The sequence below is a fragment of the Pseudomonas fluorescens genome (assembly GCF_902498065.1).
Classification (GTDB): Bacteria; Pseudomonadota; Gammaproteobacteria; order Pseudomonadales; family Pseudomonadaceae; genus Aquipseudomonas; species Aquipseudomonas fluorescens_BJ.
Map to the genome: position 1 here is coordinate 142,873 of NZ_CABVIR010000006.1, position 15,537 is coordinate 158,409.

A 15,537-nucleotide genomic window follows, 5' to 3' on the forward strand; every position below is an offset into this window, starting at 1 on the left:
CCATCAGCCTCAACATTGACGTTGACTGATAGACCGCCATCGCGAGCAGGCTCGCTCCCACATAGGTTATGCGTTAGCTGTTAGTTCGAGGTCTTGGCCATCTGCGTATCCGTCGCACGCCAGATCAACCGAGTGGTGTCATACCCCTGCTGACGCGCCTTGCTCAGCAGCTCTTCGCGCACTACGCCGTTGACCGTCGGGGTCCGTGACAACAGCCACAGATACCGGCGGCTCGGGTCGCCGACAATGGCGGTCTTGTAGTCATCGCTGACGTACAACACCCAGTATTGCCCCTTCGCCACACCCGGCAGCAATCGTGAGAACCAGTTATCGAACTCGACCCACAACTTGTCGGTCTTGCCCGGCACCTGTGGATAAGCCGTGCCTTTGGCCTCTTCCCATTGCCAGTCCGTCGTCAGACAGCGGTTCAGCACCAGCACGTTGCCGTCCGGCTTGAGCGTGTAATGGGCTTCGGATTGCGCGCAGTTGCGCTGGAAATACATCGGCAGACGCGCCAACTCGTACCAGGTCCCTTGGTACTTCTTCAAATTGACGCTGGCGACGGTTTTCGGCGCCAATGGATCTTCGCCAGAAGTGGCGCAGCCTGCCAATACCAGGCCGGCAAAAAGGAGGATCAATAACCGTTTCATTGTTTTTCTCCCGCGGGCGCATCGCCCCGGATTACTTCAGGCCTTGGCCAGAAAACATCAACACTTTGTCACCGGCGTACTGCACGCTGATAAAGCTGTTCTTGTCGCCCCAGGTGCAACTGGACATGCCGAGCGCTCCCGAGCAGTCGGTGGGTTTGCCCAGCAAGGTTTCCACCTCGGCCTTGGGCATGCCGGTCGACAGCTTCGAATAATTTTCCTGATTGATCTTGCCGCATGCGGCCAACAACACGCAGAACGAAAGCAAAGCGATGGAACGCAGCGACATGGTGTAGCTCCTGGGTCGTAGGGGAATGGCATGGCTGCCAAGCTGAAGCTTAGAAGAGAAAAGCCCTGTCTGGTTCCCTGACTGAACGCCTATTTATTGGGCCGCTTGTCTGCCTTTTGCCGAAAAATCAGCCACTTTCTTGCGCTGTTGAGCATTTCGTCAGTTTTGGCAAAAGACGCCTAATCTTTGGCGTCGGCCAGTCGACATAAAAGCAGCGCAAAGCCCGCTCCTGTGGCAAATTGGCGCCCCTTGTCGACCAGCCCCTCCGCGGTAGTTCATTTAATGACCAGAAACATGAAGTTCAGCCACAAGATCCTGCTGGCTGCTGCCCTCGTGGTGGCCGTTGCATTCGCCTGTTTCATCCTGTTCAACGACTACCGTCAGCGCCAGACCTTGCGCAGCAGTACCGAATCGTCGATGCAGGAACTGGGCAGCCTGACCACCCGCAACATTCAAACCTGGCTGGAAAGCCGCATCCAGCTGTTGCAATCGTTGTCCCAACAGATCGCCTTGGACGGCAGCGCCCAGACCAACCTCAAGCGCGCCATCGACCTGCCGGCCTACACCAGCAATTTCCAGCTGAGCTACTTTGGCGGCACCGACGGCGTGATGTTCTCGGTTCCGGCCGGCAATCGCGCCGCCGATTATGACCCTCGCGCACGTGGCTGGTACAAGGCGGCCAACGGCGCGCAACAGACCATCGTCACCGAACCGTACATCGCTGCATCCTCCGGCAAACTGGTGATCACCGTGGCCACACCGGTGAAGCATCAGAACCAGATGATCGGCGTCGCCGGCGCCGACATTGATCTGTCCAGCGTCAGCGCGATCATCAACTCGCTGAACTTCGGCGGTCACGGTCATGCGTTTATCGTCAGCGCCGACGGCAAGATCCTGATTCACCCGGACAGCAAACTGGTGCTCAAAAACCTCGCCGAGGCCTACCCGAACGGCACCCCGCAAGTCAGCCCGGGCATGAAGGAAGTCGAGATCGACGGCAAGCGCCAGTTCATCTCCTTCACCCATGTCAACGGCGTGCCGTCGGCGGATTGGTATGTGGCGCTGGTGCTGGATCAGGACACCGCGTTCTCGATGATCAGCGAATTCCGCACCTCAGCGATCATCGCCATGGTCATCGCGGTGGTGTTCATCATCGCCCTGCTGGGCATGCTGATCAGCTTCCTGATGCAGCCGCTGCTCGCCATGGGCCGCGCCATGCATGACATCGCCGAAGGTGAAGGCGACCTGACCAAACGCCTGACCATCCACGGCCATGATGAATTCGGTGCGCTGGGCACTTCGTTCAACCGCTTTGTCGAGCGTATTCACACCTCGATCCGCGAAGTCTCCTCGGCCACCGGCCAGGTCAACGAAGTCGCCCTGCGCGTCGTCGCCGCGTCCAACTCGTCAATGTTCAACTCCGATCAGCAAGCCTCGCGCACCAGCAGCGTGGCCGCCGCCATCAACGAACTGGGCGCCGCCGCCCAGGAAATCGCCCAGAACGCCGCCCTCGCCTCGCAGCATTCGAGCGATGCACGCGCCTTGGCCGAGGACGGTCAGCAGGTGGTGGATAAAACCATCGCGGCGATGCAACAGCTCTCGGCGAAGATCAGCGATTCGTGCGGCAACATCGAGACGCTCAACAGCAACACGGTGAACATCGGGCAGATTCTGGAAGTGATCACCAGCATCTCGCAGCAGACCAACTTGCTGGCCTTGAACGCCGCCATCGAAGCCGCCCGTGCCGGTGAAGCCGGACGCGGTTTTGCCGTGGTCGCCGACGAAGTGCGCAACCTCGCCCACCGCACGCAGGATTCGGCGCAGCAAGTGCAGAAGATGATCGAGGAACTGCAAGTCGGCGCCCGCGAAGCGGTGAGCACCATGACCGACAGCCAGCGCCAGAGTGAAAGCAGCGTGGGCATTGCCAATCAGGCGGGCGAGCGTCTGGGCAGCGTGACGCAGCGCATCGGTGAGATCGACGGGATGAACCAGTCCGTGGCGACGGCGACTGAAGAGCAGACCGCTGTGGTGGAATCGATCAATGTCGACATCACTGAGATCAACACGCTGAACCAGGAAGGGGTGGAGAACCTGCAGGCGACGTTGCGTGCTTGCTCTGACCTTGAGCAGCAGGCGGCGCGGTTGAAGCAGTTGGTGGGTAGTTTCCGGATCTAAGGCGCTTTCACTGGCCTCATCGCCAGCAGGCTGGCTCCCACAATAGGTTTGTGTCGATCACAACCCCCTGTGGGAGCCAGCCTGCTGGCGATGACGGCATCAGCCGCAATGAAGAGTCAGAACCGAGACCCAGGCTGCGAAAGAAACGCCAACTCCTGCGCGGTAGACTCCCGCCCCAACACCGCATTGCGATGCGGAAACCGTCCAAACCGCGCAATCACTTCCCGATGCCGCTCGGCATAATCCAGATTATCGGCAAACACCGCGCGATCAGCTTCTGGCTGCTCGGCAACCAGCGCGATAAAGCGCGAAACCGCCTCATCCTGCACCGCCAGATGCTCGCAATGCTCGAACACCAGGTAGATAAACACCCGCTGAATCGGTCGCAACTGCCGATCAAAATCCGCAGCAATGCCTTGCGCTACGAGAGCCTGCGCCCTGAGATCGCCTGCAAAGGATTTGGGAGTGTCGCGATAGATCATTCGCGGGAGTTGATCGAGCAGCAGCACCAGGGCCAGCCAACCGTCAGGGCGTTGCGCCCAGTCAGTCAATCCGCCGGCCAGTGCCTGCTCGACCCAGTCCCCGAAACGCGTCTGCGCTTCGAGGTCCTGGCTGTCGCGCTTGCCGAACCATAACTTGCCCTTCTCCGCCGCTGTTTCGTTGGGTGATTCGGAGTTTCCGAACCACCATTCGAGCAACGGCTGCCAGGGCGCGGTCATGTTTATTCCTTGTGGTAAGCCGTAACGCGTGCGACTTCTTCTTTCGAACCGAGGAACACCGCTACGCGCTGGTGCAAGCCGTCCGGCTGAATGTCGAGGATGCGCTGGTGACCATCGGTAGAGGCGCCGCCGGCCTGTTCAACCAGGAACGACATCGGGTTGGCTTCGTACATCAGGCGCAGTTTGCCCGGCTTCGAAGGCTCGCGGCTGTCACGTGGGTACATGAACAGGCCGCCACGGGTCAGGATACGGTGCACGTCGGCCACCATCGCGGCGACCCAGCGCATGTTGTAGTTCTTTTTCAGCGGACCTTCGTCACCCGCCAGCAATTCGTCGACGTAACGTTGTACCGGTGCTTCCCAGTGACGCTGGTTGGACGCGTTGATCGCGAATTCCTGCGTGGACTCCGGGATCGTGATGTCTTCATGGGTCAGTACGAAGCTGCCCATCTCACGGTCCAGGGTAAAGCCTTTCACGCCATCACCCAGGGTCAGCACCAGCATGGTCTGTGGGCCGTAGATGGCATAACCGGCGGCAACCTGCTCGGTGCCTGGCTGCAGGAAAGCCTTTTCGTTCAAGGCTTCGTTCTGGCTCAGGTATTCGCTCGGGCAACGCAGCACCGAGAAAATAGTACCGACCGGAGCGTTGATGTCGATGTTCGACGAACCGTCCAACGGGTCAAACACCAGCAGGTACGCGCCTTTCGGGTATTTACCCGGGATCTGGTAGGCATTGTCCATTTCTTCGGACGCCATGCCGGCCAGGTGGCCGCCCCATTCGTTGGCTTCGAGCAGGATCTCGTTGGAGATCACGTCGAGTTTCTTCTGCACTTCACCTTGGACGTTTTCGGTGCCCATGCTGCCCAGAACACCACCCAGGGCGCCTTTGGAGACGGCGTGGCTGATTTCTTTACAGGCGCGCGCCACCACTTCGATCAGGAAACGCAGATCGGCAGGGGTGTTGTTGCTACGGGTCTGCTCAATCAAATAGCGACTCAGGGTAACGCGGGACATGGAAGGCTCCGGTGGAATGGGGGGGCTAAAAACCCGCGCAGTTTAACGCGAGTCGGGGCGCATTTCCTCCTATCAGACGTGAGATGCCCAATAGAGTTCATGTGCCGGGTTTAGCGTAGTTCGAAACGGGCATTTTTACCGTCCGATAAACCGCTATCGCCAGCAGGCTGGCTCCCACAGGGGAATGCGGCTAACTGTGGGAGCCAGCCTGCTGGCGATCGGGTGCGCAGCACCCGCCTTCAAGGTTTTACCGGGGGTTTGCGCAACAAGCTGAACGCCATCGCCGCCAAAAACAAAACGCTTAGCAACAACACCGCCCACAACCCGAACTTCTTCCAGTTGGTTTCAACCTGTGCAGTCGAGGGGACTGCCGATGTCGGTGTCGCGACCACCCCGCTGTCCACCGTCGCCTTACCCAACGCCGCCCACTTCGCCGCACTGTAATCCGGAATCAGCGTTGCCAGCGGCAGGTTCGCCGCTTTCACCGTCCCATTGCCCAACGCCAGCGTATAAGGCCCGGCGCCGCGCGCCAGGAACACCAATTGCGTCGAACGCACAGCGAATCGCACCGTCGGCGCCTCGGCACCCAAGCCACCGCCGCGCTCGTCCACCGTCAACTTCAACTGCTGCACGGTTTGCCCTGGCAGCTGCAATTCGTTCTGCACCACATCCTGGCCACTCTGGGTCAAGCGATAGAGCAAACCACTGCTCAACGGCTGCCACGGCAGGCTGCTTTCGCGACGACCGGACAAGGTCACCGGCGCAAGGCTGTTCGGCTGATTCAGCTCGACCTGCAAGCGCTCGACGTTCAGCCCCATCGGCAATTGCCAAGTGTATTCCCCGGCCTTCGCGCTGCTGCCGGCCAACGGTTGCGACCAGACCAGCGGCAGCGAAAGGCTGCGTGTGCTGGCACTTTCCAGTTGCACTGACGTCAGCGTCGGCGCCGATTGCGGCGCGTTCCACAACAAGCGCAGATAACGCGCCGGTTGCCCCGGCAAGCTGACTTCATGCTGCTCAACCCGCTCGTCGGCAAACGTCAGCCGCGCCACCTGCCCGTCACCCCACGACTGCCAATGCTGCAAATCGTCGCTGGCTTCGATGCTGAAACGCTGGAAGCCATCGCGCTCGCTGGTCCAGTCGAGGATCAGTTGCTGCAACGGCGCCTTGATGCCGCTGGCGTCGAGCAACCAACCGCGCAGCACTTCTTCGCCCACCTCCAGTTGACTCGACGGCTGCACCTCGACCAGCGTGCCGTTAGCGTTCGATTGCACCCGCACACTCGGCGCGCGCTCGGTGGCGTCCGCCGAGTTGTACAGCGGGAACCACTTCACATCGGTCAGAGGGTTTTCGCCGGTTTTCGCGGTCTCACGCGCCAAGGCGTAGGCCTGAGCTTCACCGTTCGCGTTGAATACGCGCACATCGCTGAGGTCGGTTTGCCGCGCATTCAATTGCACGGCCAAGGGCAATTCGAGGCGATACCACGGCCCTTCGCCGCTCACGGTCAACGGCACTTGCGTGGCGAAGTCCGACGGCTTTTCCTGCGCAGTGGCCGACAACGCCACGCCCAACGCAACAGCGCCCAACCAGACCAGGTTCAGCTTCTGACTCAAGACGACACTCCTTCGGTTTGCGGGGCCGGTTTTTCAGGTTCGGCTCCGCCTTGGCGCGCAGAGTCGGCGCGCTTGGGCGGCAACGGGGCGAAATAGCCCACCACCAACAGCAACACGCCAACACCGATAAACGAGACGATCCGGGCGAGTCCGCCACGGTTACTCAATTCGACAAAGAACAGTTTCGCGACCACCACGCCGATCAACGCCGCCCCGATCAGCCAGACTTCGCGACGATGACGCAGATGGCCGCCGATCATCAGACTCAGCGCCATCAAGGTCCAGACGATGGACAGGCCCGCTTGCACCAACATCGATTCGAGCAGCGCATCCAGCTCATACGGCACATCGCCCCAATGGTGCGCCGTGCGCATCACCAGCGCAGTGAAGAACGCGAACAGCGAGACGCCGGCGATCAGTTGCGTGGCGTGATCAACGATGTCCTGGCGGTTCGCCAGTTGCGACACGGCGTTGCGGGACCAGACGTACACGCCGAACAGCGCGAACAACAGCCCCAACTCCAGCGGATTGATCAGCGGCACATAAGGCAACGGTTCGGCGGTGCCGTCGCTGACAGTGTTCGCCAGCCAGAACCAACCGAGCATGAGCAATGCCAGCGGTGCCGCCGCGTACAGTCGATATTCGCGCGGCCAGGCCGACACAGGCCACGGCCAGGCACGCGGTGCGGCCATCAACACCAGATAAACACTCGGCAGAATCGCCCAACCCAACCAACGCCAGGCGTTGTACTGCTCGGACAACAGCAGCAAGCCGTAACGCAACTCCAGCGCCAGTACACCGATCAACAGCCAGCAGCCGAGCACATGAGCCGTACTCAAGGCGCGAGCCGGCAACAGCGGCGCCAGACGCCGCAGCGAGATGAAATGCACGACGAACACCGCCGCCCAGGCGAGCCAGCCGACATCGGCCGCAGGGTGGTAACGCGAGTGCCACGCCCCGAGCAATGCCACACCGCTCGCAGGCATCAGCAAGGTGCAGAGCAAACCCAGCGACGGCCATTTCAGGCGCAACGCCAACACTGCCCATAGCGCAACGCTCAGCGCCGCGACCGTCAGCAGCAACGTCGCTTGAATATTCACCGGCGCAAACCGCAGCACTTCACTGATCCACGCCAACGCCCACCAACCCGCGCCCCACACCAGCAGCACTTCGGACAAACGCTGCAAACTCAATACATCGAAAGCCGAAGCATGGTTGCCGAGCTGCAGACGCCAGGCGCCAACCATCGCCGCCAGGCCCAGTACCAATGGGGTCCAGAAGCCGCTGTGCGCCAGCGGCTTCAAGCCTTCGCTGGCCAGCGGCCCCAGCAGATCCGGCCCGGCGAACAGGAACGCCGCACCGCCAATCACCTGCAACAGCAGACCGAAGACGAAACTCACACGCTGCTTCAGATAAAGGCTCAACCAGATAATCAACAGACCACTGGCCGCCCACACCGCGCTCGCGGTTTGCCATGGCAGTACGAACAGCACGGCGAGGTTGATCAGCACCAGCCCGGCCAGCAACACCACCGACAAACCGCGCAACAACCGAACGTCGCTGCGCACCATGTCGTCGCGCGCGGCCAGCAACATACCGGCGATCAACGCCAGACCGATCAGCGACGCGCTGAGCAAACCGCTCCAACCCGCGCTGAACACCGCGCCCGACTCACCACTCGCACCTTGCAGTCGCAGCAGGAACAGCGCGCCACCCAGCAACTGGACGGCAAATGCGGTGAACAGGAAGGTCCGCGATTGCAGGCGCAGGCCAACAAACAACGTCGCCAGACCCGCCAGCGCCCAACTGATCGCCGTACCGTGGGTGAAGAAGAACAGCGGCGCCAGCAGATAGAGAAAGGTCAGGCCGAGGCACGCCAACACCGGCAGGCCTTTGCGCTCCCACTCCGACGTTTGCTCGGGTGCGGCGTTACGCAATTGGTAGAAGCTGAACAGCAGGGCCACGCCGAGCATCAATGCGCCCAGCGGCGCGCCATCGAGCAGGCTGCTTTCGCCGATGCGCAACTCGCCGAGAAACGCCAACGCCGACCCCAGTTGCAGCAGCAAGGCAAACGCGCGCGCCAGCGGTCGTTGCTGACGCAGGCCGAGCCAGAAAATCCCGGCGCCCTCCACAGCCCAGGCGGCCGCTGTCCAACGCGCATCAAGCCCCAACGGGATCGCCAGACTGGCGAAAATCACGCCCAACGCCAGACAGGTTTCCGCCAGCAACAACGCTCGGCCGCCCATCAGCAGGCGGGCCAGGCCCATGTAGATCATGCCCAGCGCCAATGCGCTGAAAGCCGCAGCAAACTCCAGATGCTGGACCAGCGCGAACTGCAAACCGAAACCCACCAGCGGCGGGCCGAACAGCATCGTGCCGTCGACGTAATCACCCTTGCGTGCCGACCAGCGCAGCAACGCCTCGCGACTGTCGTCTTCGGGCGCGTCGCTCATTTCCAGTAACTTGCGCCGCGCAAACAGTAGACCGATGGCCAGGTACATCAGGAAGAACAGAATCAGAAACGGCTCGGTGCTCCACAGCAAGTCCGGCGTGTAGGAGCGCAGGCCCCAGGCGAACCCGATGCCAAAGGTGCCGACGAAGCCGATCAGGTTGAGCAGCCGCCAGGCCTTGAACCAGGCGATGGCGAGGATGCCCGCATTGAGCAAGGCGAAATAGCTGAACAGCGCGACATGGTTGCCGGCGCCGGTGGACGTCAGGATCGGCGCGGCGAAACCACCCAACGCTGCGGCGCAGGCCAGTGCCAGCGAGTCCTGAGTGATGGCCAGAATGGCCGAGAACACCGTCACCGCCACCAGCAGCCCGAGCGCCGCCGTCGGATCGAGCAATGGGTGCAAACGCATCGCTGCGAACACTGTCAGGTACAACACGGCAATCCCGGTGCCTTGCAGCATCAACGCATAGTGATTGTTGCGATGACGCAGCCACCAGCCCAGACCGAGCAGGCCCAAAGCCGCCGCCGCCACACCGGCGTAACGCAGTTCAATCGGCACCACCATGCCTTCGGTGGCATAACGCAGCAGAAACGCCAGACCGAGGAACAACAGCACCACGCCGACCCGCAGCACGGTGTTGCCTCCGAACAGCCAGTTGCGTGCGCCGCTGATGGCGCGCTCGATAAAGTTCGGGCCACGCGGGATGACGGGCTCGCGGGCAACCGCTTCAGGTTTCCAGGCATCGTCGGGCAGCGGACGGCTGGTTTGCGCCGCCGACGCGCCGACCGGCTCGAGTTCGGGAGGGAGTTCCCAGACCATCTCCGGGGTTGAGACAGGGATTTCTTCGAGAATGAATACAGGAGAGGTGGCGGGTTCACTGACGACCGGCTCGTCGGCAAGCGGTTCGCTGGCTTCAGGCGCCTTGAGGCCAGACATCTCCAGCAAGGCCAGGCGTTGCTGGACCGCATTCAACGCCACTTGCGCCTGATCCAGCAGAGCGCGCTGTTCGGCCGATTGCGAACCCAAGCGGCCGATGCGTATGGCCTGGCCGATGCCCAACCCGAGCAGCGCGCCCAGCAGCGCGTCGCTGAACGACTCGTCGAGTACCCAGCCCAGCACCAGCCCAATCAGCATGAACATCCATTGCATGGTCGATATCCCTAAGCGGCCCATTGCCTTGTGGCGTCTGCGCTGACGTCATCGCGGGCAAGTCGAATCGTCGCAACGCCGCTCCCACAGACTTACGCAGATTCTGTGGGAGCGTGGCTTGCCCGCGATTGAGCGCGCAGCGCTCACTGAAACTGGTGCTCAGTATATCGATCAGGTCCAACAACCGTCGGACCTTGCTCGCATTTATTGCTAAAAGTTACTCCAATGCTTTCCAGATATCCGTGGCGTACTCGCGAATAGTCCGGTCGGAAGAGAACCAACCCATCCGGGACGTGTTCAACACCGCTGAACGCCACCACTCGTTCGAATCGTGCCAATGGGCTTCGACGCGCATCTGCGCATCCCAGTAAGAATCGAAATCGGCGCAAACCAGGAAGCGGTCGTAGTCGATCAGCGAATCGATCAACCCGGTGTAGCGGGACGGATCATCTGGCGAAAACACCCCGCCGCGAATCGCTTGCAGCACGTCATTCAACCGATGGGACGCAGCAATGTCCGGCACCGCGCTGAACTCGTGGTTCTGCTTGCGCGCTTCGACCTGCTGCGCGCTGAGGCCGAAGATGAACATGTGCTCGACACCGATGCGCTCGCACATTTCCACGTTGGCGCCGTCCAGCGTGCCGATGGTCAATGCGCCGTTGAGGCCGAACTTCATGTTACTGGTGCCCGACGCTTCAAAACCGGCGGTGGAAATCTGCTCCGACAAGTCCGCCGCCGGAATGATGCTCTCCGCCAGGCTGACGTTGTAATTGGGCAGGAACACCACTTTGAGCAAACCGCGCACGGTCGGGTCGTTGTTCACCACCCGGGCGATATCGTTAGTCAGTTTGATGATCAGCTTGGCCTGGTGATAACTGGCGGCGGCCTTGCCGGCGAAGATCTTCACCCGTGGCACCCAGTCGATTTCCGGCTCGGCGCGAATCGCCTGATACAGCGCGACGGTGTGCAGCAAGTTGAGCAACTGACGTTTGTATTCGTGGATCCGTTTGACCTGCACGTCAAACAACGCCGCCGGGTTGACCGCGACCCCAAGGCGCTCGTGAATGATGTACGCGAGGGCCTTTTTGCTGTGCAGGCGCTGTTCGGCGAAGGCCTTGCGGAATGCGGCTTTTTCCGCGAACGGTTCCAGATCGAGCAAACGCTCCTCCGGGTTATCCAACAGGTCAGGGCCGAGGGCATCGACCAGCATCGAGGTCAACTCCGAGTTGGCCTGATACAACCAGCGGCGGAAGGTGATGCCGTTGGTCTTGTTGTTGATCCGCTCCGGGTAAAGCTTGTGCAGTTCGGAGAACACGGTTTTGCGCATCAACTGCGTGTGCAGCCCGGACACGCCGTTGACGCTGTGGGAGCCGAGGAACGCAAGGTTGCCCATGCGCACCCGGCGGCCGTTGTCCTCTTCGATCAGCGACACCGCGCGCAGCACGTCAAAATCGTGGATGCCTTTGGCGCGCAGCGAGTCGATGTGCTGGGCGTTGATCAGGTAAATGATCTGCATGTGCCGCGGCAGCATCCGCTCCATCAAACCGACCGGCCAGGTTTCCAGCGCCTCCGGCAACAGCGTGTGGTTGGTGTACGAGAGCGTGTCGACGGTGACCTGCCACGCGGCGTCCCACGCGACATCGTAGACATCGACCAACTGACGCATCAGCTCGGCCACGGCAATCGAGGGGTGAGTATCGTTGAGCTGGATCGCCGCGTGGTCGCCCAGGGTCAGCACCGAGGTGTGCATGTTGCGATGGCGGCGCAGCAAATCCTGGAGGGATGCCGCGACGAAGAAGTACTCCTGACGCAGGCGCAATTCCTGGCCGGCTTCGGTGCTGTCCGCCGGGTAAAGCACGCGAGAGATACTTTCGGCGCGGGCCACTTCCGCGACCGCGCCCAAGTGGTCGCCGGCGTTGAAGCGCTCCAGGTGTAAATCTTCCACGGCTCGGGCACGCCACAGGCGCAATGTATTGACGCTCGCCCCGCGCCAGCCGACAACCGGGGTGTCGTAGGCAATCGCTCGCACGGTTTCCGCCGGGGACCAGACTTGCCTGGACTTGCCGCTGTCGTCGGTGACGGTTTCGACGCTGCCACCGAAGCCGATCGGGTAAACGACTTCGGGACGCTCGAATTCCCACGGGTTGCCGAAATCCAGCCAGTGCTCGGTCTGTTCCTGCTGCCAGCCATCGACAATCGCCTGACGGAACAAGCCGTGCTCATAGCGAATGCCATAGCCGTGGCCGGCGATGCCGAGGGTCGACATGCTTTCCATGAAGCACGCCGCCAGACGACCCAGGCCACCATTGCCCAGGGCCGCGTCGGGCTCCAGCAGGCGGATGCGCTCAATGTCGACGCCCAGTTCGGTCATGGCCTCGCGGGCGACGTCCAGCAGGCCGAGGTTGCTCAGGCTGTCGTAGAGCAGCCGGCCGATGAGAAATTCCAGGGAGAGGTAGTAAACCCGCTTCTGACCTTTGCGGTAGATCTGCCGGGTGTGGTCCATCCAGTGCTCGACCATGTGATCGCGCGCTGCCAGCGCAATGGCTTCGAACCAGTCGTGGTCGAAGGCGTGATCCGGGTCTTTGCCCACCGCATAGGTGAGTTTGGTCAAGACGGCGTCGCGGAATGCGGCCACCTCTGCTTCGCGAACAAGTGGTTCTTGAGTCATCGATAGGACCTCGAGCGAGCTTTGGGTTGTCTGAGCCTAGACGGTCTGACAGGCGGTAGAGGCTCTGGTTCGGCAGTATTTCCTGTTAGTGCGAGATAGGTCGGCATTAGCTTGGCGTGTGCCTGAATCAATGCAGGGGCCGTGCCGGAATTCAAGTGTGGTTGGCCGCAAATAAAAAAATCTGGCGAAAGGTTGTTCAAAAATCCACCAGTCCCGGTATGATCGCGCGCCCTGATGCACACGCTGGTAACAACCGATGATGAAACCCAACCTGATCGCCGCCGCCGAGATCGATCGCCTCGATACCTGGGCCAAGTACTCTGCGCCGATGTGCGGTTCTTGCATATCCAGCTGCTGCACCTTGCCGGTCGAGGTCAAGATCAAGGACCTGATTCGCATCGGCATCGTCGACGAGTTCGAGCGCGGCGAACCGGCGAAGAACATCGCCAAGCGTTTGCAAAAGGAAGGGATCGTCGAGCGTTACAGCCAGAAGACCGAGATCTTCACCCTCCAGCGCATGAGCAACAACGATTGCCTGTACCTGGATCGTAAGAGCCGTCTGTGCACTATTTATGAAAAGCGCCCGGATACTTGCCGCAACCACCCGAAGATCGGACCGCGACCGGGGTATTGCGCTTACAAGCCCAAAGAAGTGGCGCGTGAGACCAGCAGCAGCCGTCGTCCCCTCGACAAGTTCTGATCCGGAATCTCGCGGCCTGACAGGCCCTCATCGCGGGCAAGCCCGCTCCCACACGGTTCGGCACTGAACTCGGATTTTGTGAACACCACAAATCACTGTGGGAGCGGGCTTGCCCGCGATGAGGCCGGCACAAACACCGCACAAACCCCAGACAAACAAAAACGCCCCCGACCTTGCGGTCGGGGGCGTTTTTTTAAGCCTTAACTAAGTCGAAACTCAGTTGCCGCTTTTCTTGGCAGCGCGGGTACGCTCGCTTTCGCCCAGGATCTTCTTGCGAAGACGGATGGACTTAGGAGTGACTTCGCACAGTTCGTCTTCTTGCACGAACTCAAGAGCTTGTTCCAGGGTGAAACGGATAGGCGGAACCAGAGCGATGGTTTCGTCTTTACCCGAAGCACGCATGTTGTCGAGCTTCTTGCCTTTGGTTGGGTTGACGCCCAGGTCGTTGTCGCGGCTGTTGATGCCGACGATTTGACCTTCGTACACGTCTTCACCGTGACCCAGGAACAGTTTGCCGCGAGCTTGCAGGGTTTCCAGCGAGTAAGTCAGAGCCTTACCGGTAGCAACCGAAACCAGCACGCCGTTCTGACGGCCGGACATGTCGCCGGACTTCATCACGTCGTAACGGTCGAAGATCGAGGTCAGGATGCCTGCACCGGAGGTCAGGGTCAGGAACTCGTTACGGAAACCGATCAGGCCACGTGCCGGGATGTTGTACTCAAGGCGCACACGGCCCTTGCCATCCGGAACCATGTTGGTCAGGTCGCCTTTACGGATACCGATCTGTTCCATGATCGAACCTTGCGATTCTTCCGGCAGGTCGATGGTCACGTTTTCGTACGGTTCGTGCTTCACGCCGTCAACCATGCGGATGATCACTTCCGGACGACCAACACCCATTTCGAAGCCTTCGCGACGCATGGTTTCGATCAGTACCGAGAGGTGCAGCTCACCACGGCCGGAGACTTTGAACTTGTCGGCCGAGTCGCCTTCTTCAACGCGCAGAGCAACGTTGTACAGCAGCTCTTTGTCCAGACGTTCCTTGATGTTACGGGAAGTCACGAACTTGCCTTCTTTACCGCAGAAAGGCGAGTCGTTTACCTGGAAGGTCATGGAAACGGTTGGCTCGTCAACGGTCAGCGGCTTCATCGCTTCGACGTTCAGTGGGTCGCACAGAGTGTCGGAGATGAACAGCTGGTCGAAGCCGCTGATGCAGACGATGTCGCCGGCAGCTGCTTCTTCAACGTCGATACGGTGCAGACCATGGTGACCCATCAGCTTCAGGATACGACCGTTACGCTTCTTGCCGTCAGCGTCGATAGCGACAACCGGAGTGTTCGGCTTGATGCGGCCACGAGCGATACGGCCAACGCCGATAACACCCAGGAAGCTGTTGTAGTCCAGAGCGGAGATTTGCATCTGGAACGGACCGTCACGGTCGACTTTCGGCGCAGGTACGTTGTCGACGATCGACTGGTACAGCGGGGTCATGTCTTCCGCCATGGCGGTGTGTTCCAGACCGGCAATACCGTTCAGGGCCGAGGCGTAGACGACTTTGAAGTCCAGCTGTTCTTCGGTGGCACCCAGGTTGTCGAACAGGTCGAAGATCTGGTCCAGAACCCAGTCCGGACGCGCGCCTGGACGGTCAACCTTGTTGATGACCACGATCGGACGCAGGCCGGCTTCGAAAGCCTTCTTGGTCACGAAACGGGTTTGCGGCATAGGGCCGTCTTGAGCGTCAACCAGCAGCAGAACGGAGTCAACCATCGACATTACGCGTTCAACTTCGCCGCCGAAGTCGGCGTGGCCCGGGGTGTCCACGATGTTGATGTGGTAGCCGTTCCAGTTGATAGCGGTGTTTTTCGCCAGAATGGTAATACCGCGCTCTTTCTCCTGGTCGTTGGAGTCCATCACGCGCTCGTCGTTGAGCTCGTTGCGCTCCAGGGTGCCGGATTGACGCAAGAGTTTGTCTACCAGGGTGGTTTTACCATGGTCAACGTGAGCAATGATGGCGATGTTGCGTAGATTTTCGATCACTTGTGTATCTCGATCAGAGGATTCGGTGTGCTGACAGGTCGTGGCAGCGATTAACAGTAGAGTCAGGCCTTGCCGTT

Annotated in this window: 10 protein-coding genes and 1 pseudogene; 3 read left to right on the forward strand and 8 right to left on the reverse strand. The window is 60.6% G+C overall.

What is annotated here, in order from left to right; all coding sequences use genetic code 11:
- Positions 1-80: 80 nt before the first annotated feature.
- A complete protein-coding gene (locus F8N43_RS20885; RefSeq protein ID WP_150631790.1) occupies positions 81-650 on the reverse strand; it encodes a lipocalin family protein in 570 nt (189 codons plus the stop codon).
- 31 nt (positions 651-681) lie between these two features.
- Positions 682-936: a hypothetical protein gene (locus tag F8N43_RS20890; protein ID WP_007907841.1), complete on the reverse strand. Its 255-nt coding sequence runs from the start codon at positions 934-936 to the stop codon at positions 682-684.
- 294 nt (positions 937-1,230) lie between these two features.
- Here F8N43_RS20890 and F8N43_RS30000 point away from each other — a divergent pair.
- Together F8N43_RS30000 and F8N43_RS30005 are read left to right on the forward strand one after the other, a co-directional pair.
- Positions 1,231-2,253: pseudogene (locus tag F8N43_RS30000) on the forward strand (cache domain-containing protein); the annotation flags it as partial.
- A gap of 93 nt (positions 2,254-2,346) precedes the next feature.
- A complete protein-coding gene (locus F8N43_RS30005) occupies positions 2,347-3,111 on the forward strand; it encodes a methyl-accepting chemotaxis protein (RefSeq protein WP_371927683.1) in 765 nt (254 codons plus the stop codon).
- Between the two features lie 116 nt (positions 3,112-3,227).
- Here F8N43_RS30005 and F8N43_RS20900 read toward each other — a convergent pair whose 3' ends face one another.
- The 5 genes from F8N43_RS20900 to F8N43_RS20920 all read right to left on the reverse strand — a co-directional run bounded on the left by F8N43_RS20900 (position 3,228) and on the right by F8N43_RS20920 (position 12,723).
- Positions 3,228-3,830 (reverse strand): DUF924 family protein, encoded by a 603-nt coding sequence (locus F8N43_RS20900; RefSeq protein WP_150631792.1) that lies wholly within the window; start codon positions 3,828-3,830, stop codon positions 3,228-3,230.
- Between the two features lie 2 nt (positions 3,831-3,832).
- Positions 3,833-4,843: a class 1 fructose-bisphosphatase gene (locus tag F8N43_RS20905; protein WP_150639934.1), complete on the reverse strand. Its 1,011-nt coding sequence runs from the start codon at positions 4,841-4,843 to the stop codon at positions 3,833-3,835.
- A gap of 239 nt (positions 4,844-5,082) precedes the next feature.
- Positions 5,083-6,453 (reverse strand): DUF3999 domain-containing protein, encoded by a 1,371-nt coding sequence (locus tag F8N43_RS20910; RefSeq protein WP_150654291.1) that lies wholly within the window; start codon positions 6,451-6,453, stop codon positions 5,083-5,085.
- Complete coding sequence (locus tag F8N43_RS20915; RefSeq protein WP_150654292.1) at positions 6,450-10,055, reverse strand: DUF2339 domain-containing protein; 3,606 nt, start codon at positions 10,053-10,055, stop codon at positions 6,450-6,452. The genes F8N43_RS20910 and F8N43_RS20915 overlap by 4 nt, the downstream gene beginning before the upstream one ends.
- Before the next feature lie 217 nt (positions 10,056-10,272).
- A complete protein-coding gene (locus F8N43_RS20920) occupies positions 10,273-12,723 on the reverse strand; it encodes a glycogen/starch/alpha-glucan phosphorylase (RefSeq protein ID WP_150631796.1) in 2,451 nt (816 codons plus the stop codon).
- Positions 12,724-12,982: 259 nt separating this feature from the next.
- Between F8N43_RS20920 and F8N43_RS20925 the strand changes: the two genes are divergently transcribed.
- Entirely contained in the window at positions 12,983-13,423 is a 441-nt protein-coding gene (locus F8N43_RS20925) for a YkgJ family cysteine cluster protein (RefSeq protein ID WP_150631865.1), read from the forward strand.
- 216 nt (positions 13,424-13,639) lie between these two features.
- On the opposite strand, the gene typA is transcribed toward F8N43_RS20925, so the two are convergent.
- Positions 13,640-15,460: a translational GTPase TypA gene (gene typA, locus F8N43_RS20930; protein WP_084322509.1), complete on the reverse strand. Its 1,821-nt coding sequence runs from the start codon at positions 15,458-15,460 to the stop codon at positions 13,640-13,642.
- Between the last annotated feature and the right edge of the window lie 77 nt (positions 15,461-15,537).